This window comes from Algoriphagus vanfongensis DSM 17529 (assembly GCF_000429465.1).
Taxonomy (GTDB): Bacteria; Bacteroidota; Bacteroidia; order Cytophagales; family Cyclobacteriaceae; genus Algoriphagus; species Algoriphagus vanfongensis.
On sequence record NZ_AUBX01000014.1, the window covers coordinates 121,395 to 143,773 of the forward strand.

Consider the following 22,379-nt stretch of genomic DNA (forward strand, 5'->3'; position numbering starts at 1 on the left):
ATTAACTCAAGATCATAGCTCCAACCCTCCTAATTTAGAATTCACCTCAGCTCATAAAAATTATCATCCCGGTTTTGATCAGGTCTGGTACCCCAAGGATCCAAAGCAAGTACCTGGGGAAGTTGATCCAGTGAAATTTGAACTTGTCCCCTCCCCGACTTTACCCGTACTTTTTGGGCAAAGAGTATATCATCCTCCTTATTTAAAGCTTTTGGATGCACTGCAAATGCGGCCAATTTAATTTCTTCATCCAAAGGTACTTCCACCTGTGTCCCATCGGCCTGTTGCTCCATCTTAGATGCATGATAGTCCAAAGTCAATTGGAATAAGCCATTTTGGGATTCTTCAATTTGGGCATCCAATATCTGAAGATCGTAGATCATGACTTTCTGAAACCAATCTTCAAGTAGTTTCTGACCCTCAAGATTAGTTTCTTTCTTCATTTTATCGAGCAAAAGCTGAGAATCTACCACTGGTCTTTTATTGGCCAATGAATTACTTACCAACTCGCGGATGATAGCGTTGAGCACTTCCTCGCCCAATAAATCTCTCGAGGCCAAAAAAGCAGTCAAACTTTTGCCGTACGCCAAATAGCTCTGATTTTCCTGCTCGGCAAGACTTTGCTCCGACTTAATCGCAGTAGCACGACCTTGAAGATAGGTTCTATTGGCTTGATCACTGAGATACCAAGTCGCTGCTTTTCCCAGACTTTTTTCGAGCAGCAGGACCTCTGCGTATTTGGCCAAACCTTCTACAAATAATGATGCGCCTGGCACATTTCTCGGAGCCAACAAATGACCAAACCATTGATGGGCCACTTCATGAACTGCCCGCTTGGCTTGAAGATCAAATTGGTCAGTGCCTTCTTTGACCAAAAAATACTTATCCTCAGTCATGCTAATGACTCCCGGATGCGCATAGCCTCCAAAGCCCCAAAAACCAGGAACCTCTACTAAGTTCATGTGATCAAACGGGTACTTTCCAAAAGTAGCACTGCAATACTCCAATGCATCTTGCATGACTTTTAGCGTTTTTTCATTTGCAAAGCCATGCTTCATTGCACTATAGACTTTCAACATGACATCTCCATACTGGACGCTATCGACCTGATAGACTCCTGAAAAGAATCCAACAGCCGGAAGAATTGGCTCAGGAGACTGAAAATGAGATACACGCTGATTTCTTTCCAGCCTTTCCTCAATCAGATTGCCGGATGTGATCGCAGTTTGATCACTATCTGTTTTCACAATAGCTTCGAAACCCACTTTATAAAGATTTTGCTCCGTGACTCCACTGTGCGAATCATCTCTGTCATCCTTATCTTTTGGAGGCAAACCTCTCTTTTTTCGCTCCCCATAATCCTTGATCTCCATGGATTCCGAATAGCCAAAGAAAGGGACAAAATCTCTCAAATTGAGATAAGACCCATTTTGAACAACAGCCTTGTGGTTTTGGAGCAATGTGCTTTGGGGCTCAACAGAAAAAGAAAATTCCAAGCTATCACCAGGCAAAACAGCCTCTGAAAATGAAACTTGATAGAGCATCAATTCTTCGATATAGCCAAAGTCCTCGACCTTCTCCAAATTAAAATCTCTCAGCTTTTCCTTTTCCTGAATCAACATATTTCTAATGGGCTCAGATGAGGGATTGACCAGTTTCCCACTCACTTTTGCCTTGAAATTTCGCTCCGAAGGCCGCAGATCCAAGTCAATTCTAAGATCCGCATAGGCTAAAACTGGAGCACCTTTATACTTCTGGAATTCTTGCTCATAGCGGGCTTTTTGATTCAGCATTCGAGCTGTAGGAATGAAGCTTCCCTCTCGTAAGGTCTTCAAAAAATATCCTCCCCAAAGTCCAAGAAAAAGGACGGTAAAAAACAGTGCTAATCGAGGAACTGGTTTTTTGAGAAATTCACGATTCCGAAATGAAAAAGATTGATCCCAAAAGAAATAAAGCCACAATGCGATCGCTATAGCAAGGATCCCCCAAAGGAGGCTCAAGTTCAAAAAAGGATTTAATTGATAATCAAACCCTGTCATTTCACTATAAGTGAGAAAAGGAGTACTACCAACCAAAAATAAAGGATATGACAAACCTAGTGTAGAACTCAATGGCCCAGCAAAGATCCCAAAAGAGATCGCAGACAGGCCCATACCGATGTATTTGTGAGGAGTATATCGCTGAATCAGCAGAAATATGATGCTGAAAAAAAACATACTCCAACCCGGGCTTAGGTAAAGCGAGAGTATAGCCCATTTATCTCCAGCCCAAGAACTATCAAAGAGTTGGAAACCCAAACAAACCAGCACTGTCAAGCTAACCATTGTGATGATCACCAATGCCAGAGTCGTAAAATGAGAAAGAAATATCAATCCTTTTGGGGCCGGAGTCGCACTCACCAATTCCTGCATGCCGTAGTCTTTTTCTCTCCAAGTCAGTGAACCACCGAAAAAGATCAACAGGATAATTCCAAAGAGAAACAGTGGCTGCTGTACTCTATCCAATAGAATTTGAGTGGCTGGGTAGAAACTCTCCTCGTACGAGCCCCCAGAGAAAAGCTTAAAATAAATCTCTGTAACCGCTATGATAATCCAAGCGCCAAGAATCATCCAAAACAGATAGTTTTTCAATATAAACTGGACAGAAAGTCGCAACTGAGAACGAAAAACAGCTCTAAAATCACCGGTTTGAGGTTTAATCTTTTCGAAGGAAATAATTTGAAAGTCAGCTGAATCATCCTCTTTCTGCTTCACTTTTAGTCTTTCCTTAGCTTCTCTAAATGAGAAAATCCGGTAGCCAACAGCCAAAACACCTAAAGAGAACGTAAGCCAAAGCGCCCTATTCCATGCAAATAAACCAGAAAACTGAATTCCCAAATTATTCTTTTCGTAGCTAGTCCAAAGGTTCGTTTGATGAAAAAATGCCGATATCCCGAAAGGATCTGCTAAGGCTGCCCAGACCAGATTTTCACTCGCTACCGGTGCAGCATTTGCCAACAGCGGAGAGTTAAGAAAGATGGAACAAATAAAATATGCAGCATAGATCCCTACCGCAGTCGCATAGGTTGCGAGAGGATTTTTGGTCAACAATCCAACCGTAAAAAGTAAGGCTATGAGGGTAGATAGCGTAGGAATGAGAAGTTTGAAAGCCACTGAAAGCCCGGCACCCAATTGAAAATCCAAAATCCTACTTGGATCTAGATCTGAGTATGCCACGCCCAGGCAAAAACCAATGATAGAAGGCAGGAATACCAACAAAGTAACGATCCAAGTACCGACCAAACGGCTCATGAAAAATGATCCTTTTGAGACCGGAGTCACAAAAATCAACCCTTCCATGCGGGATTGAGAATCTCTCTGGGTGGCTTTGACCACAAAAAACATAATGGAAAAAACTCCACCCAGACTCAACAGCCCCAACTTAAAAAAGAATTGGTATTCGGAATTATAAACCGTCTCAAAGGACGCGGCTCCTTGGCCTCCCATCAGGAATGCAAAACCAAAATAGATGACACCAAAAATGGGAGCTGCCCAGGTTTTTAGTTGGATCAGCAATTCAAAGCGGATAAGTTGAAAAAACTGCTTCACTTCGGAGAATTTTGTGTTTGTAAAATGCTGAAATAGTAATCCTCCAAACTGGGACGAACCGGCTCAAAATCAGAGCCCGGTGACTTTTCGCTTGCAATATGGATTTTGGTTTTCCCGGCGATCAATTTGGAAGAGATCACATTGTATTCTGTCTGGTAGCCTGCCAATTCGGATTTCTCAATCTTCTTGGACCAAATTTTCCCTTCTAGACTTTTTGTTAAAGCTTGAGGATTTCCTTTTGCCAAAATTTTACCCTGACCCAGTACAGCCATCTGGGTGCAAAGCTCCTGAACATCATCCACTAGGTGTGTAGAAAGAATGACAATCACATGCTCCCCTATTTCTGCCAGTAGATTGAGAAAGCGGTTTCGTTCCTCTGGGTCCAAACCAGCGGTCGGTTCATCCACGATGATCAATTTCGGATTTCCAAGTAGGGCTTGAGCTATTCCAAACCGCTGTTTCATTCCTCCGGAGAAAGATGAAACTGCTTTTTTTCTATGTTGGAAAAGATTGGTTTGATGAAGGAGCTGAGTGATTTGGTTCGTCCTGGCAGAGCCATCTGTAATTCCTTTCAAAACTGCCAAATGATGCAATAAATCCCAGGCTGAAATACCGGGATAGACTCCAAAATCCTGAGGCAAATAGCCCAAAATAGACCTGATTTTCTCAGGAGTTTTTAGCACTTGCTCCCCATTGAAATTGATAGTTCCAGCATCGGAGGTTTGGAGCATCGCAATGGTCCTCATCAAACTAGACTTCCCAGCCCCATTGGGGCCAAGTAAACCAAACATCCCATTTTCTATCCGAATGGATATGTCGTCCAGAGCCTTCACTCCGTTTGAATAGGTTTTGCTGAGATTGTGAATTTCAAGTGAGTTGCTCATAGCTCAAAATTGATGATCAACCAAAGCTTGGGAATTCACTTGAATCCATCTAATTAAAATGACCAACTATGGGAATACGAGGATGAACTGGCCTATCAGTGGATTTCTCACAAAAACCCGTAATAAGAAGTGTTCGTCATGAAAATCAACTCGTTTGTCCTCTTTATTTTTTGGAAAATTTGCATTGGTTAGTTTAGTAGCATGTTTCCAAAAGCAGCATTTTTCAAGGCCTTGGGCTACGGTTTGGCCGTGACTTTACTGGTCACTTATTTACTCAATCGAATGGGCTTTATTCGAATTGATCCAGAAGAATATCTCGAAAACACCTTGATTCTTGGATCTTGGTGGATATTAAGCAGCTTGGTGTTTTACTATAGCAAGAAAGTTTGGCTTCGGAGAAAAAGTCTTCTTACCGTACTGTATTTGACCCTTTTTTTCTGTCTAATATTACTTCTAGATCAGTGGATGTCCATTCCCGACAATCCCGTCTCCATATTTTTACTCATCTTGTTTTGGATGGGAATTGGCAGATTTGTTTCTCCAGCTTTTTTCAAAAAATATCAAAAGGTAATTTTTGCCGTTTATGGGATCGTTTGGATTCTATTCGCTCTGTTGAGATGGAATGAAAGCCACTTACGCGAGCATCATGATTTGGCTATATTCATGCTTCTGATACCCATTCCTTTTTTCATTCTTCTTTGGTTTTTTGAGCAATGGAAAAGAATCAAAGAGCTGGAAACTCAAAAAAATCAGGCAGAACTTGCCATGTTGAAAAATCAAATCAATCCCCACTTCCTCTTTAACACGCTGAACAATCTTTATGGGCTTTGTGTAGAAAAATCAGATTTGGCGCCAGAGGTGGTTTTAAAACTTTCGGACATGATGCGCTATTCAATCTATGAGGGAAAAGCTGCGGAAATTTTGCTAAGTAAGGAAGTGACTTATCTGGAAAATTTTCTTGCCTTGCAGGAATTAAGGCATCGACACCAGCCCAAAATTGATTTGCAAATTCAGATTGATGAGGATCGGATGGTTTCACCACTTTTATTAATTGTACTTTTGGAAAACGCCTTTAAACATGGTGTAGAAAAGATGACAGAGCTAGCTTATGTCAAGATCGCACTCCACTCAGATAAGGAAAAGTTGAGTTTCCATGTAGAAAACAACTTCGACTCAAGCTCTGAAAACACAGTGTCGGGCATAGGACTAGAAAACCTAAAAAGAAGATTAGAACTAGCCTACCCCAATTCTCATCTTTTGCAAATCACCAAGAACAATGGCATTTACCAGGCACTACTAGAAATCGCATGGATTTAATCAAATATGTCATAGTGGATGATGAACCTATCGCTCACCGCATCATAGAGGGATATTGTGAGAATTTCCCTTTTTTGAATAAGGTCGGGAATTTCTATAATGCATTTGAGGCAATGGAGTTTTTTAGAAAAGGGAAAGCCGATTTGATTTTCCTGGACATCAATATGCCCAAATTGACTGGATTTGAGTTGCTTAAGTCTATTTCTGACCCTCCGAAGGTGATTGTGACCTCAGCACATCAGGAGTTTGCTTTGGAAGGTTATGAATTGAATATCACAGATTATTTATTGAAGCCCTTTGGCCTGGACCGATTCATCAAGGCAATCCAAAAACTGAGGGCTATTCAGGCACCAGTTCAGAACCAGACATCTCTAGAGTATCCTGATAGAATTTTCCTCAAATCGGACAAAAAGCTGGTGCAACTTGAAATGCGAGATATTTTTTATGTGGAGGCATTAGGCAACTACACCAAGGTTTTTCATTCAGGCGGAATGCTTGTTTGTCCGGATAAAATTTCAGATTTAGAAGGAAAGCTTCCTTCACCAAATTTTGTCAGAATCCATAAGTCCTATCTGATCAACCGTGACAAAATAGAGTTCATCGAAGGAAACCAAATCAGTATTTCTGGCTCAAAACTTCCGATTGGCCAGACTTACAAAGCCTCCCTTCAGGATTTTTTTAATTGAGCCGTCCGAATCAAGGTTTTTAGTTTTACCCAAGCCACTTCTAAATGGTAAGGCCTCTATCGCTATCATTTTCAGAATATCTACAAGACAAAGGCAAACAACAAAACACACTAAAAGTCCATAAAATGAAAAAGCCCCAGACTGTTAAAATCTGGGGCTTTTCGAAACATTTGACTGTCAAAATGCAGAGGAGGAGGGATTCGAACCCCCGGTACCTCGCGGTACAACGGTTTTCAAGACCGCCGCATTCGACCACTCTGCCACTCCTCTGTGATCTATACAAGTGAAACATTGATCTGTTTCGGTTTGCAAAAGTAGGAGTATTCTCAACTTTTGCAAAATACTGATAAGGTTAATTTTCAACCCCCTGAAAATGAAGCATATTTTTTTTTCACCTCACTGATGTAAATATGGAAAAATAACCAATGCATGCTGACTTACCGTCGCAAAATCTCTCCAAACCCGGTTTAGCTCAGTCTCCATCTTTGCCGCATCCAATCCAGCCAAAGGATACACCCCAAAAACAGACTCTCTACACCCCTGAACAAGCTCTCTGCTACACTTGCTCACAGTTTGTAAGCTTTCAACATTGATTTCACCTACTTGCTCCAACATCCGCCATGATTCACCCACAGCTTGGTTAAACCCTACTTCCAACTCTTCCAACACGGCTTGACTATTCCGAAACTTCTCTTCTGCATAAGTGATTTGCTCATTTGAAAAACTCCGGTATTCATTTCTCCTCCAAAATGAAGATTCAATAAGTTCATTCAAATGCTGTGAAATACCCAAAATATTTGCTGCTAAAGTAGCTTCCGCCAATTGCAAAAAAGGATACTGAAAAACCATGTCTGGCAAGGTCGTATGAGCAGGGTCTATCTGAAAACATCTATTCTGAGGCACAGTCAAATCTTTCACTTCAAAAGCATGAGAACCAGTAGCAATCATCCCCATATAGTTCCATCCATCCAGAATCTCCACTTCTTCTCTTTTCAACAGAAAAGCTTTCACCAAAGCCTTACCATCTTCATCCAACAGAGGCCTACCTCCCTCCCAAATCTCACAATTCGCCGTGAAATGACTTGCATGCAAGGCACCAGATGCATAAGTCCATGATCCATTGATCCGATATTTCCCCTGATGGAGATCGGCTTTTCCTCCTACAAAACCACTTCCGGCAAAACACACTTTTGGATCAGGAAACACTTCACGTCGTAAAGAGTCTTCCAAAAAACCTACAAACCATAGGGCGCCGGAGCAAAGAGTCACTGTCCATCCCAAGCTGCCGTCTAGCCTTGCCAAATCCCTTTCGACCTGCAATGCTTCTGGCAAACTTAATCCTAGCCCTCCTAAAGACTTTGGCACAAAAAGCTGAAAATACTTCCCCCTGTGAATCTCCTGAATCCACTCATCTATGAGACTACCCTGAGACTCAGATTTAGCAGCATGTTGTGCGTCAAATAGATTCGAATGCATAATCTTGTTTTTTGAGGATTTTTCTCCAGTCCAGATACCCAAGTATCGCTACCACAAACAAAAAACTGGTCAGCAGGCCAAATAAAAACAGCCCCTTGTAGAACAGTAGCGGAATTGCAATCGCATTAGAAATATTGAGCCATATCCAGTTTTCGAGTTTTCTACCCGCTAGCAGCCACATACCTGCCCATGCAGTCGATGAAACCAGTGAGTCTATGACAGGAACATCCGAGTCTGTAAACGTCACTAAGAAGAAATACAAAACAGCCCAACCTCCAAGAGCAATAGCCCACGTGACTTGCTGATCTTTGATACTGCTCCGGGTGACCTGCGGTGCTCCAAATTCATTTCGGCTTTTCCACTTGATCCATCCATAAATACTCATGGCCAAATAATACCCATTTAATAGGGTCTCTGCGTAAAGCTTGGCCTGAACCAAGACTATCGCACCACAGCAAATACTGATGATCCCCGTAGGATAAAGCCAAACCTTGTTTTTTTTGGCCAAAAGCACTTCTGACACGCCAAATGATACGGCAATCCACTCCAGCCAACCGGTGTTGCGAATCTGCTCCAGTAGCAGATCCAAATCGATAAAATTTTCCATTTGAATAATGATTAGATTATTCAAAAAAGGAGGTATAGGATACGTTTCCCTACGCCGGCATTACCCGGATCAGGTGCTCGGCAAAATTTTGCCGATGGGTATGATCTCAGCCCTATATATTGGGGCACCCCTTAATTGATAAGACGAATTAATAACCAAAACTATTGGAATCCAAACTCTATGCAGGTTTTGCAAAAGAAAGCCCGGTTCAACAAACCGGGCTTTCTTCCCAAAATCAAACAAGCTCAATAGATATCAATTAAACGTACTCTCAGCCAGAATATTGGCAAGCTTTCAGATTCTTTTAGCGTAAATTCAACTCATACAAAACAGCACAACCATGGATACCAACTCAAAAACCCAAATCACCATCACAGCCACGATCAAAGCTCCAATCAATCAGGTCTGGGCTATGTACAATGACCCCTATCATATTACAAAATGGAACTCAGCTTCTGAAGATTGGCATTGCCCTCAGGCCGAATCGGACTTTCGAGAAGGAGGCAAATTCAGTAGCCGAATGGAAGCAAAAGACGGATCGATGGGATTTGATTTTTGGGGAATCTATCAAAAAATCCAAGTGAACAAACTGCTATCCTATGAAATGGGAGACGGAAGAAAGGCAAGTGTTTTTTTCGAGGAAATAGAAAATGAATCGAGAGTCACCATACAATTTGAAGCAGAAGGAACTAACTCACTCGAAATGCAGCAAGCTGGATGGCAAGCTATTTTAGACAATTTCAAAAATTATGTCGAATTTCTTCAGACTGAATTTTTTCATATGGAAATAGAAATATTGGCCTCCCCTGCCCACGTTTTTGATAAAATGTTTTCTCCCGACAGCTACCGGGAATGGACTTCTGTTTTTTCGCCAGGCTCTTACTTCGAAGGAACTTTGAATAAAGGTGAAAGAATCTATTTCCTTGTGACCAATGAAAAGGGACAACGCGAGGGGATGATTGGGACGATTGCCGATCTCGTCCCCGATTATCATTGCTCCTTCAAATTCATCGGCCTTGTCAACGATGGCAAAGAAATCGAGGAGGGTGAAGAAATAGACAATCTAAAAGGAAGCTTTGAAAATTACACCTTGGTCGATCATACAAACAAAACAATACTGAAAATCGACATGGGTCCTGGAGGTGATTACAAAGAATATTTTGAAAAGACCTGGCCAAAGGCCTTGCATAAGCTCAAGACAATCTGCGAATCCTAAATTCCAAAAAGATCTGCATAGAGCTATATCCCTGCAGACCTTTTAAAACGTTTTTTCACGATTTGCATCTATCCCCTTACCACATAGTCACCGGTCTGTTTTCGGTAGGTTGATTGTCTCTGAACAGGTTGAAGACAGCCGAAAACTCATGGATCTGGCCCGGAAGCTGGTAGGATCCGCCCATCGGGAACTCATACACATAGCCGATCCGCAGCTTGTTGGTCAGCACGCCCACCTGGAGATTGGTCGCAAAGTCGATCCGATGGCCGCCACCTACCCAGATTTTGTTCATCAGCAGTACTTTTAGGTTGAACTCCTTCAGGTCGGGCAGGTCCTTCTGACTGCGGTAAAACACATTCGTGATCACCGAAAGATTGGGACTGATCGCTTCCCTGAACCCCGCCTGTACCATCGAGGCCGCCGGATAGCCGTCCATAAACTCATCCCCCGAGCTGATCTTGCCTCCATTCACCCGGTGCATCCCGTAGCTGACATAGTACTTGGCATGGGTCAGGGCGATGCCCAGGTTGAAGTCCACGATATTCTGATTGGAAAACTGCCCGACATACTGTCCCAGCGTGGGATCGTTCTGCTCCTCGGTGGTCAGCGAATTGCCATCCAGCCGGATACTCTGATAGCTCACCCCGGCTCCCAGCCTCAGGTTGTGCTTCTCGGTGAGTCGGATCCTGGAAGCATAGTTGAGCATCAGTTCGGTCTCCCGGAAGGCCCCATAGGTATCATGCAGCAGGTTCAGTGACACCGCATTCTTGCCCGTCAGCTCCGGGTCACTCTCTCCGGAAAGCTCCCCAAAGTCCAGCTCCGTGCTGAAGTAATACGTCCGGGGAGCCCCCTCGAAGCCCGACCACTGGTTTCTCACAAAGCCCCGGATCGTGCTTCCCTCATAGCCTGTCAGACCGGGATTGAAGTAGCTCTGAAAATGGGAAAACTGGGATATGTATTTGGTGGATTGCCCGTAGCTCTCCAGGCTTAATACCATTCCCGCCAGCAGGGCCAATCCTATAAAATAGATTCGTTTCATGTCCTTCTTTGAAAAATAAGTGTTCACGCTGATTTCTTTTCGGTGCCGGACAGGAATCTCTCCCTGCCCGGCCTTTTGTATGCTCATTGTCTCAATAGGTTCAGGATTCCTCTTCTCACCTCTCCGGTCTCCCCGACCTCGATCACCCAGTAGTAAGCTCCGACCGGCATCTCCCTGCCCTCTGATCTTCCGTCCCATCGGACATCCGCATCTTCGGTATAGAACAGGCGCTGGCCTCCTCTGTCAAACACCTGGATCCTCACTCCTTGGTAGTAGCGCAATGCCGGCACTCCCCAGCTGTCATTCACTCCATCGGCATTCGGTGTAAAGGTATTGGTCAGCTCCAGCTCATCCAGCGGGGTCCTCAGTCTGGTGATCTGGAAGGTTTTGCTGATCACATTGCCGCCCCGGTCTTCTACCTGAAGCACCACTTCAAACTGGGTCTCTCCTGCCCGTTCGTCTTCCGAACTCCAGTATAGGATGTCGTCGATCACTTCGAATAGCTCATTATCTCCCTGTCCTTCCGGTAGGCTCAGCGTATGCTGGTCATCCGTAGCATCGATCACTGTGAAGGTGCCGATAGTCTGGAAGGTTGCATCAGGATCTCCGATGAATTCAGATTCGCTCAGTGTCACGTCTGTCGGTGCCGGCTTGGCCAGTACTTCGATCGTCAGCTCTGCTTTCAGCCCATAGGTATTGAAGAGTCCCGAGATCGCTGAGATTGTTCCTTCGTAGCTTGCTGTTCCGCTTTGTAGAGGATCATAGCCTGTCAGATTCCAGCTCACCGGCACATTCACCATTGCTGATTTTCCGGTGAGCGCCACGGCTTCTGCCGGTAGGTTCAGGCTTGCCTCAGGAGTATTCCAGGCTACCTGCATGGATTGGGTGATCAGTTCAGTGATGGACCGCTCCTGGAGGTAATCCGGCACGCCGTCTTCATCGCTGTCCTGAGCATCATCTGGATTGTCGGGATCCGTACCCTGTTGTTCTTCCACATAATCCGGCACTTGGTCCTCATCGGTATCCTGGTAGTCGGTTGGATCTTCGGAGTCGGTCCCTTCCTGTTCTTCGACATAGTCAGGAACTCCGTCCCCATCTGTGTCTTTGAAGTCATACGGATCTGTCGGGTCTGTCCCATCTTGCTCTTCCTCTTGATCCGGTACGCCGTCGCCGTCACTGTCATTATCCGGCTTTTCACTGATCTGGAAGTCTGCTCCGGTAAAGTCAATCGTGTAGTTTGCTCCTGCGCTTAAGGTGCCTTGCGTGATCGCATAGCTTCCGACAGCTTCACCCGCAGCTCTGCTTAATACTCCAGAGAACACTTCCATGCCGTCTCCATCTGCCAGTCCGCTATAGCTGTAGGTCAGTACAGGATCGGATTCACCCTGTGTCTTGCCCTGGCCGGAATCTGCCATTACTTGGATCTCTTTGCTTGTGATCGTCAGATTCGCTTTCAAAATCAGTTCCTCGAAGTTGGCTCCTGTCAGAGTGGCCACCACTTCATAGACTCCTGCGACTGTCTGGCCGTTGTTGGCAAAGCTGACCGAAACCCCTTCCGGAAGGTTCCCCAGAATACTCAGGAACTTGGCCAGTCCGTCGTATTCAAAAATTTGGTCTTTCAAGGTGATCTCCTGAACCGATGCCGGTGTGATCGTCAGATCAGCCTTGAGCTCTAAAGTCGTAAAGTTCGAGCCAGTAATCGTAGCCGTTACTTCCTGGGTTCCTACATCCGTTCTGCTATTGTTTGCATAGCTTACTGAGGTGCCAGCTGGAAGTGTTCCGGTAATGGCAAGGGACTTGGAGGTTCCATCAAAGACAAAGCTGGCATCATCGAGGGTGATTCCGGTGATCGTTGCAGGAGTGATCGTCAGATCAGCTGTCAGCTCCAAATTCATAAAGTTGGATCCTGATATCGTAGCCGTTACTTCCTGAGTTCCGACATCTGTTCTACTGTTGTTCGCATAGCTTACTGAGGTGCCAGCTGGAAGTGTTCCTGTGATGGCAAGAGACTTGGCTGTACCATCGTATACAAAGCTTGCATCATCGAAGGTGATTCCGGTAATGGTTGCTTTGGTAATGGTGAAGCTTGCTCCGGTGTAATTGATCGCGTAATTGGCTCCCGCATCCAGCGTTCCCAAGCTGATCGGGTAGCTTCCCACATTTTCTCCTGCTGCTCTTGCCAAAGCTCCTGTGAGAATGCTTGTATCATCTCCGTTTTCAAAGCCTATCACCTGATAGCTGAGCGTAGGGTCTGCCGTTCCAAAGACTTTGCTCTGTCCTCCATCCGCTGTCACATCCAGTACTTTCTCCGCTATCTCAAAGTCAGCGCTGGTGAAGTTGAGGATGTAATTGGCTCCTGCATCCAGGGTTCCAATTGTGATTGCGTACATACCCACATCTTCTCCGGCTACTCTGCTGAGTGCTCCTGTCAGAATAGAAGCATTGTCTCCGTTGCCAAAGTTGGATGCTGAATAGCTCAATATCGGATCAACTGAGCCATAGACTTTCGCCTGATTCGAATTGGCTGTAATACTCAGCGTTCTTGGTGTGATCGCAAAGTCTGCACTTGTGAAGTTGATCGTATAGTTAGCTCCGGCATCCAGTGTACCCAGGTTGATCGCATACATGTCTACATCTTCTCCCGCTGCTCTAGCCAAAGCTCCTGTCAGGATAGATTCAGTATCGCCATTTTGATAGCCGATCACCTCATAAGTGAATACCGGATCGGTAGAGCCATAAACTTTGGTTTGTCCTGAATCCGCAATGATCGTCAAGGTAGCCGGGGTGATCTCAAAGTCTGCTCCTGTATAGCTGATCGTATAGTTAGCTCCGGCATCCAGTGTACCCAGATTGATGGCATACATGTCTACATCTTCTCCAGCTACTCTTGCCAAAGTTCCTGTCAGAATAGATTCAGTATCGCCATTTTTATAGCCGGTCACATCATAAGTGAATACCGGATCGGCAGAGCCATAAACTTTGGACTGTCCTGCATCCGCAATGATCGTCAAAGTTGCAGGGCTGATCTCAAAGTCTGCTCCTGTGTAGCTAATCGTATAGTTAGCTCCGGCATCGAGTGTCCCCCGGTTGATCGCATACATACCTACATTTTCTCCAGCTGCTCTAGCCAAAGCTCCTGTCAGGATCGTTTCAGTATCGCCATTTTGATAGCCGGTCACCTCATAAGTGAATACCGGATCGGTAGAGCCATAAACTTTGGTTTGTCCTGAATCCGCAATGATCGTCAAGGTAGCCGGAGTGATGTTAAAGTCTGCTCCTGTGTAGCTGATGGTATAGTTTGCTCCGGCATCTAGCGTACCAATGTTGATCGCATACATACCTACATTTTCTCCCGTTGCTCTAGCCAAAGCTCCTGTCAGGATCGATTCATCATCTCCTACTCCGAAACCACTTGCGGTGTAAGTAAAGGCAGGGTCAGCCTCGCCATAAATTTTGCTCTGTCCCGCGTCTGCTGTAATTGAAAGAGTCGCAGGAGTGATCGTCAGATCAGCTGTCAGTATTAGAGTTGTGAAATTCGAACCTGCAATCGTAGCCGTTACTTCCTGGGTTCCTACATCTGTTCTGCTGTTATTCGAATAGCTGACACTTGTTCCGGTCGGTAGTGTTCCGGTGATCGCCAGAGACTTAGTCGTGCCGTCAAAGACAAAGCTTGCATCATCAAAGGTGATTCCTGTAACTGTCGCCGGAGTGATCGTCAGATCAGCGGTTAGTACCAAGGTCGTAAAGTTCGAGCCTGTGATCGTTGCCGTCACCTCTTGGGTACCGACATCGGTTCTGGTATTATTCGAATAGTTTACACTTGTTCCAGTTGGAAGCGTTCCGGTAATCGCCAAGGACTTGGCGGTGCCGTCAAAGACAAAGCTTGCATCATCAAAGGTGATTCCTGTAACTGTCGCCGGAGTGATCGTCAGATCAGCTGTCAAGACCAAGGTAGTATAGTTCGAACCGGAGATCGTCGCTGTCACTTCTTGCGTTCCGACATCGGTTCTGCTGTTATTCGAATAGCTTACACTTGTTCCGGTTGGAAGCGTTCCGGTGATCGCCAAGGACTTGGCGGTGCCGTCAAAGACAAAACTTGCATCATCAAAGGTGATTCCTGTAACTGTCGCTGGAGTGATTGCAAAGGTAGCTCCGGTAAAATTGATCGTATAGTTAGCCCCGGCATCCAGTGTACCCAGGTTGATCGCGTAGGCACCCACATTCTCTCCTGCTGCTCGAGACAATGCTCCGGTAAGGACAGATTCATTATCTCCGTTTTTAAAACCAGCTGCTTGATAGGTAAGGACCGGATCGAGACTGCCATAAATTTTGCTTTGTCCAGCATCCGCAGTGATAGCCAGATTTGCAGGCATAATCTCAAAGTCGGTACTAAAGAAATTAATGGAGTAGTTCGGCCCAGCATCCAAGGTTCCCTGAGAAACTGCATAGGTTCCCACATCTTCTCCTGTCGCTCTTGCAAGGGCTCCTATTAGGATAGTCTCATCATCCCCCGCTTCAAATCCTGTCGCTGTATAAGTGAATACCGGATCTGCCGAACCATATACTTTGCTTTGGCCAGCATCGACAGTTACATTCAATACTTTTGGTACCACCACTATGGTCACAGCCACATTCACTTGAGAAGGATTGCCGTTCACATCGGTGACTGTATAGGTGATGTTATTGACACCTTCGTCCGTTCTGTCAAATAAAGTCTGACTTAAAACTTGGGATTGAATTCCACAAGCATCTGTGGATCCTTTGTCTATCATTGCCGGTGTCAAGGTCACTGTACCAAAGGCATCCACATTCAAGGTGATTGCTGACTTGGCTAGGATAGTTGGCGGGGTATTATCCTGAACTAGAATCGTGGATGGATAAGAGTTGGTATTACCCGCTTGATCAGTAACATAGGTTGTAAGACTTCCCGTACCTACTAATGAACAGTCAAAAGTATCTCTACTTAACTCTACAACAATATCACCCACAGCCGAATAGTCATCTACTAGACTCAAAACAACTTCGCTTGGAGCCAAGGTGGAATTCCCATCAGAATCGAGGACAATAATGTAATTATCTCGGATAACAGCTGAAGGAGCTGAATTATCCAAAACCACGCTCAGGGCAGGCGAGCTCGGGCTTTCATTTCCTGCCAGATCTGTTTGAGTTACCGTAATTGAATGCAATCCGGAAGTCATTGAACTGACCGGAGTAAATGTCCAATCACCTGATCCATCAGCCGTTGTCTCACCCAAAGCGCCATCAACATCGCTAATTATCTGCACTTTACTTGAAGCCAAAGCAACTCCGGTAAATGTCGGCATCAAATCATTCGTAATATTATCAGAATCACTTATTCCAGAATCAGATCCTGGAGTCAAGTCAGGAACACTTGGAGCTGCAGGAGCTTGTGTATCAATTTCGATTTGTAATGCTGAGGACGGAACACTGATGTTTCCTGCTACATCTGTGGCGGTAGCCGTGATTTGGTGAGTACCTTCTGCCAAAGTAGAAGAGACAATAGCCCAATTACCTCCTGTTGCTGTAGATGTTCCGATAAGGTTTGCTCCGGAATACAGTTTCACCATCGATCCAGCTTCGGCTGTACCAATGAATGTCGGTGTGGAATTAGAGGAAATATTATCCGAGTCACTTGCACCAGTGTCACTCGAAGCCTCCAAGTCCGGGATACTAGGAGTGACCGGAGAAGTAGTATCAAAAGTAATTGATACTCCTGCTGATTTTGGACTTGTATTCCCAGCTTCGTCTGTAGCATCTGTTGAAATAACATAAACCCCATCTGGAATCACAGGCGAGGTAAAGGTCCAATTTCCTGCACCGTCTACAGTAGTAGATCCCAAAACAGTTATATTATCTCTATAGAGTGTGACAATAGAATTAGGTTCTGCTGTACCTGTAATTGTTGGCGTATTATCCGCAGTAATGTTATCCGAACTGCTCAGCCCTGTATCACTGGAAGGAGCAAGGTCAGGAGCACTTGGTGCTAGAGGTGCTGTTTGATCCAAAACAGCAGAATTGTCAGATGTAGACACTCCGTTATTTCCACCAGCATCTTGAAGGTAAACTTCTACAGTGAGTGCTCCATCCACCAAAGTTCTGACATCTGCAGTGACAACTTGGTTGGGATCGACCACTGCTGTACTACCCAAAACATTGGAAGTATTCCCATCCCCTGCACTTGAAATTGAATAGAATATCGTGGCTCCAACCTCTGCTCCTGAGACGGTAAAGGAAGTATTAGGTGCTTCTATTGCATTGATCAACAAATCATCCCAGGCTACTGTATATCCTGACGGTGCGGAGTCATCATTCAAAATCGTAACCGTAGCCCCGTCTGAAATATCCACTGTCAGACTGGTGCCTGCTAAATTGGATTGAGATACAGAAACTGTTTCATCCGACTCAATCACCAAATCCAGTGTAGGCGTCACTGTAAATGTCTGTGTTTCTCCAGCAGTTCCGACAAAAGTTAAGGTTTGGCCGATCACCGCCGTGTAGTCATTATCTGCTACAGTGGCCGTTCCGTCAGAAGTGCTGACATCAACTGTAAATCCATCTTGGACAGCTTTGTCCAATGTGGCCGTTAAGGTTATTACACCATCATCTTCATTCCCGCTCACATCGGAAATGGTGACTGCGGCAGTATCATCATTTTGGATGGTTCCAATACCATCAAAGTCTCCTAAGCTGACATTAGTACCTGTAGGATTAGAAAGCGTCAAAGTAAAGGTCTCATCGAGCTCTACCACTTCATCACCGGTAATACTAATATTAATCGTTTTACTACTTTCCCCTACAGAAAAACTTAGTGTACCACTTGCAGCGATATAATCAGATCCGGCCGTTGCTGTTCCGTTGGAAGTGGCATAGTCAACAGTCGCACCTCCAGCTGGTGCTGGTTGCGATAGTGAAACTAAAAATATGAGTTGGGTCGTGCCTGAGTTGCCTTCTGTTACGGTAGGATCGTTGACGGAAAGTTGAGTTTGAACTGACGTGGTAAAATTCCAAGCTGAAGGATTAACTATTCCTCCAAATGCATTTCCTGCTTCGTCTTGAAATGCGCCATTATCCAATATGACATAATACTCAGTCCCTACATTCAGATCAGAAGTATTAGTAAAGGTAACAACTCCTCCAGCTATAGAAACGAGGGCGCCATTGGTCACATCAAAATTTCTCACTACTCCGTCATCACTCACTCGATGGACAGTCAAATTACCACTATTAGCCACCACATCTTCATTGAATGTGATGACAAAATCTGAATTCAAACTCACATCAGTGGCATTGTCTCCTGGACTAAGTGCAGTTACTGTCGGAGCAGTGTTATCAAGTGTATACTCATTGTTATTAGCTCCTGTCGGAACCGTGTTGACCAGGGCATTCCCTGCCAAATCTGTAATATTTTGTCCTCCGGCAAAGTTTAAGTCAACTACCCCGTTCAGGATAGCCAAATTCCCTCCAGAAACCGTAATGTCATAGACAGCGCCAGATCCGGAAACTCCAATTGATGCTCCAGTAGGGCCTGTGACGCTAAAGTCACCTGAATTTACTGCAAAGGCCTCCTCAGAGAAAATTACCCTAAATGTTACAACATCTGCATTGGTGATACCGGATAATGGAGTCAGCCGATCGATGGCAAACACCAGAGGGGCCACAGCATCGACCAAAACAGCCGTAGTAGATTCCACACTGTTCAAGTTCAATTCTGCATCTATTCCAAAAGAATTCTGGATACTTCCTCCATTCAATGAAATGATACTTCCTACCGAGATTCCATTCGGATCCAAATCCCCTAGCTGCACGGTGTATCGGAAAAGCAAAGCAGAAGTTCCCGAACCGGAAACGTATTCGGCTTCATAAACCGTGCTTCCAACAGTCAATTCAAAACTAGGTGTGCCACTCACTGTTACCGCTTCCGAATAGTTGACTACAAAATCCAGATTCATGCTTGCGGAATAAATGCCATTGGCAGGTACTGAAACTGATGTCACCGATGGTATTTCCCGAACATCAATATTGATGGAACCGAATGATGCACCTACAGTGCCATCAGAACCAGTCAAAGCGATACTTCCTGCATCGTCCCCTACTACTCCTGCACTACTTGTAAACTTGATTGAAGCAGGATCACTTAGATATGAATTTAAGTTTGAAATAGTACCTGAAGTTTTCCAAGTTCCAGGGATCGGTTGGCTGATTGTAATACCCGCTACAGAATTAAAGGCAAGTGCTCCTCCTGAAACCAAGTACGAAATTTCCAAAACATCATCTGACGCCGCATCTAGATCTCCAAAGGTGGTGCCTGATAGATCAATATTACTTGCCACGCCCTCTACCACTGAGATATCCGTTGGAAGTCCCGTTAGGAAAGGCGGGTTACTGGCCAATTTTTCCGCCGTGTCATTGACTGTGGCACCTGTATTATTGAATGAATCTGTCAAATCCACGGAAAGTGTGATGGTACCATCGGCCATTCCACTCAGGTCTAAAGTTGAAATAGTTTGATTCGTGGAAGAAATAGTTCCAGATCCCGAAACGACAGTTCCCCCAGCAGAACTGGTGAAAAGATAATTATAAGTCGTACCTATTTCGGCATCAGTAAAGCTGAAACTGACATTGGAGGAGTTGGTCGGTGTAATCGGATCTTGATCTATCGCTACAGCATATCCTGTAGGAGCAGACGCATCTTCATCTGTGATAGTCAAGGTCACTTGCTGCGTACCAATTTCAACCGCATTGGTAGGTGTGAGCATATCTATAATCACGGTCTCATCTCCTTCTTCAATTCCATCGAAAAGTGAGGTCACCCGAATACTATCCATAGTTTCCCCTGGAGAAATAATAATGTTAGTGCCGGTAATGGCATAATCTGTCCCACCTCCAGTGGCTGTCCCGGAGAAGCTTAAAGGAACTTCCACTCTAACACCTGCAACAGCACCTATTTTCGCTCTGACAAAGGCCTGACCTCCGTTTTCAACCATTGGATTATAAATATCCAACAGCTCTAATATGACTGATGGCTGAGGCTCATCATCCTCAATGGTATAAGTCACCTCTTGTGTCCCATCCTCATCAGCATTGGCCACAGTGGTAATGTCTATATCTACCGTCTCATTTCCTTCATATAGGGCATCTTGGATATTAGTGATAAAAACGCTACCGCTTGTATTTCCTGGAGCTATGGTAATGGTAGTGCCTGAAACTGAATAATCAACAAATCTTGTTGCAGTACCAGAAAATCCTAGACTTACTAATACGTTTTCGGTAACAGGTCCAGAAAGTGTCGCTCTTACCTCAGTCGTGGTCGCTACAGACTCACTTCTAGAATCAGGGGTAACAGATAAGGTTACCGTTGGAGGTGTGTAGTCAGAGCAAAACTGAAGGTTATCCAACGCCATATAGACAAAGCTGCCGCCTATTTCAATTTCTAAGCCATCTACATAGGTATTGGAATTATCAGCCCCACCTTCTGAAGAGAAATCGATGTAAAAGAAGCCATTATTTGAAGAAAAATCAGTTGGGAAACCTGCAGACTTGGTGATCGTGTAAGATGTTGCTCCATTTCTAATACCTCTAATTGTCAAGGCACCATCATTCGTTGGATTTGGACTTGACCCTGATTCCGAGGAAAGGTAGAATGCAATTTGGCTGATTCTAACGGGTTCGCTCAAATCCATTTCATAGGTTCCAGAACCTGTATTTTCAACATAGACATCAGAACTATTGATTCCATATCCATTCCTTTCATTTACAGACCAGTTTCCTCCCAATGTTACATCCACACCATTGGAGGTAAATGCTGTGATACCGTCCAAGAAAGTTTCAAAATTCTCAATATAACAAGCTCCTACCAGATGTAGCTCCCCATTGACAAATTCAAAAGGAGGAGTATTATTCAAATCATCAGCTATATCCGTCCCCGCTAAGAGTTTTACCTGAATAGACCCTTCCCCGGTAATACCGGTGACGTTCAAGGTATACACCGAACCAGACCCACTGATACCAGTGATAGCTCCTGTCGCTGTTCCAGTAAGGACCAATTCAAAATCATCCATGGAAACATTCGAGGCGTTTTCATCAAAAGTCACCTGAAAATCAACCGAAGATGCTGTAGAAATAGGATTTCCGACTTTTAGAATACTATTGACAGCTGGAGCATCCCCATCTATTTCCGGTGCTGCTTCGCAGAAATTCATATTGTCAATTGCTAGCTCTGTAAAGCCTCCACTGATTGTAAAAACCAACTCATCCACATTGGTGTCTCTATAGTTTGCCACACCATCAGTGGCAAAATCAAGGGTAAAGTAGCCGTTGTTGGTAGTAGTAGTCGTAGGAAAGCCTGAGGATTTTGTAATCGTGTATTGATCAACACCACCTTTTTTTCCGGTGATCACAATAGTCCCAGTACCCGTTGGATTATTGCCATTGGTTTGATCTGAAAGAAACAGATCAATGGTCTTCATAGTAAACTCTGTCCCACTGGAAAGTGAGAAGGTACCGGCTGTAAAATTATTAGCGATATAGCCATTGGAAGGTCCTGCCCCGAATCCTGCACGCTTTTCTATTTTCAGACCAGTCCCTAATGTAAAGTTCAATCCGTTTCCGCTGAAAGATGTGGCTTCATCTGTTTCAGTTTCAAAAGTTTCCACAAAACACTCTCCCACATAATGAAGCTGCCCCAACGTAAACGCTGGAGTTCCCGTGATATCATCATCGTTGGCAATATCTGTCCCAGCTTTTAGGTCAAGCCGAATCGTCCCTTCCCCATCAATCCCATTAACGGTGACTGTATATGTATTCCCAGAACCTGAAACTGCACTGACAGTACCAACCGTTCCCGCGGTGGTTACCTGAAAATCATCAGGTGTGACATTTTTCGCATTCTTTGAAAAAGTAACTGTATAATCAACAGTGGTGGCGGTGGTTAAAGGGGTACCTACAAGAGCGATGGTGGAAACGACAGGAGGGTCTCCATCCACGGGAATATAAGATGGCCCAAATGTGAAATTATCAATGTAAACATAGAGGTCAGCTCCCTCTATCCGCACCTCATCGATATCATAAAAGTCAGGATTCGCCGCAAAATTCTTTACTCCATTAAAATCAACATTTACAGTAGTGCCAACTTGACTCCCATTTTTGTAAGCCTTGACAGTCCCAGATGCAGAGCATTCCGGACATCCATTTTGCAACCAAATGCTAAGCAATTGAAAATCGGAACCATCTACTTTAGTGATTTTCCAGCCTGTCACACCTCCACCTATAGTATTATTATCGTCTATGGCTTTTGTTCCATTAAAACCATTGTCAGTAGAGCTAACCCAGGCAGTTGAATTTGATCCTGAAAAAATCTGAAACCTTACCCCCGAATTATCATAAGTATTTGAACTATTTAAGGACGCTCCTGTCGAACCTGTGATTTCATTAAAAGTCACGGTAGTCTGAGCATACCCATTTCCTAAGCACGCAAAAAGCAAAACCAATAAATAAAAGTAACAAGAGCGAAAAACGTTCATGATGTGGGGGTGTTTTGTTTAAAAATC

The 22,379-nt window shown here is 44.5% G+C and carries 9 protein-coding genes and 1 tRNA gene; 3 read left to right on the forward strand and 7 right to left on the reverse strand.

Going from position 1 to position 22,379, the window contains the following annotated elements:
• Nucleotides 1-41: 41 nt before the first annotated feature.
• On the reverse strand, nucleotides 42-3,587 hold the full coding sequence (locus G460_RS0111705; RefSeq protein WP_026955527.1) for a M1 family aminopeptidase: 3,546 nt from the start codon (nucleotides 3,585-3,587) through the stop codon (nucleotides 42-44).
• Entirely contained in the window at nucleotides 3,584-4,471 is an 888-nt protein-coding gene (locus tag G460_RS0111710) for an ABC transporter ATP-binding protein (protein WP_026955528.1), read from the reverse strand. Before G460_RS0111710 ends, G460_RS0111705 begins: the two co-directional genes overlap by 4 nt.
• Before the next feature lie 201 nt (nucleotides 4,472-4,672).
• Between G460_RS0111710 and G460_RS0111715 the strand changes: the two genes are divergently transcribed.
• Together G460_RS0111715 and G460_RS0111720 are read left to right on the forward strand one after the other, a co-directional pair.
• Entirely contained in the window at nucleotides 4,673-5,788 is a 1,116-nt protein-coding gene (locus G460_RS0111715) for a sensor histidine kinase (protein ID WP_035464381.1), read from the forward strand.
• A complete protein-coding gene (locus G460_RS0111720) occupies nucleotides 5,779-6,474 on the forward strand; it encodes a LytR/AlgR family response regulator transcription factor (protein WP_026955530.1) in 696 nt (231 codons plus the stop codon). The genes G460_RS0111715 and G460_RS0111720 overlap by 10 nt, the downstream gene beginning before the upstream one ends.
• Before the next feature lie 185 nt (nucleotides 6,475-6,659).
• Here the strand turns inward: G460_RS0111720 and G460_RS0111725 are convergent.
• From G460_RS0111725 to pnuC, 3 genes are all read right to left on the reverse strand, one after another.
• Nucleotides 6,660-6,744: transfer RNA gene (locus G460_RS0111725), tRNA-Ser, on the reverse strand.
• A gap of 126 nt (nucleotides 6,745-6,870) precedes the next feature.
• Nucleotides 6,871-7,950, reverse strand: coding sequence for an acyl-CoA dehydrogenase family protein (locus G460_RS0111730; protein WP_026955531.1), 1,080 nt, complete (start codon nucleotides 7,948-7,950; stop codon nucleotides 6,871-6,873).
• Complete coding sequence (pnuC, locus tag G460_RS0111735; protein WP_026955532.1) at nucleotides 7,931-8,557, reverse strand: nicotinamide riboside transporter PnuC; 627 nt, start codon at nucleotides 8,555-8,557, stop codon at nucleotides 7,931-7,933. Before pnuC ends, G460_RS0111730 begins: the two co-directional genes overlap by 20 nt.
• Before the next feature lie 340 nt (nucleotides 8,558-8,897).
• Between pnuC and G460_RS23490 the strand changes: the two genes are divergently transcribed.
• Nucleotides 8,898-9,773, forward strand: coding sequence for an SRPBCC domain-containing protein (locus tag G460_RS23490; RefSeq protein ID WP_035464383.1), 876 nt, complete (start codon nucleotides 8,898-8,900; stop codon nucleotides 9,771-9,773).
• A gap of 76 nt (nucleotides 9,774-9,849) precedes the next feature.
• Here the strand turns inward: G460_RS23490 and G460_RS0111745 are convergent, their stop codons facing one another.
• Together G460_RS0111745 and G460_RS0111750 are read right to left on the reverse strand one after the other, a co-directional pair.
• Nucleotides 9,850-10,899 carry a PorP/SprF family type IX secretion system membrane protein gene (locus tag G460_RS0111745; RefSeq protein ID WP_342667606.1) on the reverse strand — a complete coding sequence of 350 codons (1,050 nt, stop codon included), beginning with the start codon at nucleotides 10,897-10,899 and terminating at the stop codon, nucleotides 9,850-9,852.
• Nucleotides 10,896-22,352 (reverse strand): MBG domain-containing protein, encoded by an 11,457-nt coding sequence (locus G460_RS0111750; protein ID WP_026955534.1) that lies wholly within the window; start codon nucleotides 22,350-22,352, stop codon nucleotides 10,896-10,898. Before G460_RS0111750 ends, G460_RS0111745 begins: the two co-directional genes overlap by 4 nt.
• Between the last annotated feature and the right edge of the window lie 27 nt (nucleotides 22,353-22,379).

What these genes read in the sequence shown, in the direction of transcription:
- G460_RS0111745 (WP_342667606.1), bottom strand. Translation starts at nt 10,899, where the DNA reads ATGAGCATACAAAAGGCCGGGCAGGGAGAGATTCCTGTCCGGCACCGA.
- G460_RS0111715 (WP_035464381.1), top strand. Translation starts at nt 4,673, where the DNA reads ATGTTTCCAAAAGCAGCATTTTTCAAGGCCTTGGGCTACGGTTTGGCC.
- G460_RS0111730 (WP_026955531.1), bottom strand. Translation starts at nt 7,950, where the DNA reads ATGCATTCGAATCTATTTGACGCACAACATGCTGCTAAATCTGAGTCT.
- G460_RS0111720 (WP_026955530.1), top strand. Translation starts at nt 5,779, where the DNA reads ATGGATTTAATCAAATATGTCATAGTGGATGATGAACCTATCGCTCAC.
- G460_RS23490 (WP_035464383.1), top strand. Translation starts at nt 8,898, where the DNA reads ATGGATACCAACTCAAAAACCCAAATCACCATCACAGCCACGATCAAA.
- pnuC (WP_026955532.1), bottom strand. Translation starts at nt 8,557, where the DNA reads ATGGAAAATTTTATCGATTTGGATCTGCTACTGGAGCAGATTCGCAAC.
- G460_RS0111750 (WP_026955534.1), bottom strand. Translation starts at nt 22,352, where the DNA reads ATGAACGTTTTTCGCTCTTGTTACTTTTATTTATTGGTTTTGCTTTTT.
- G460_RS0111710 (WP_026955528.1), bottom strand. Translation starts at nt 4,471, where the DNA reads ATGAGCAACTCACTTGAAATTCACAATCTCAGCAAAACCTATTCAAAC.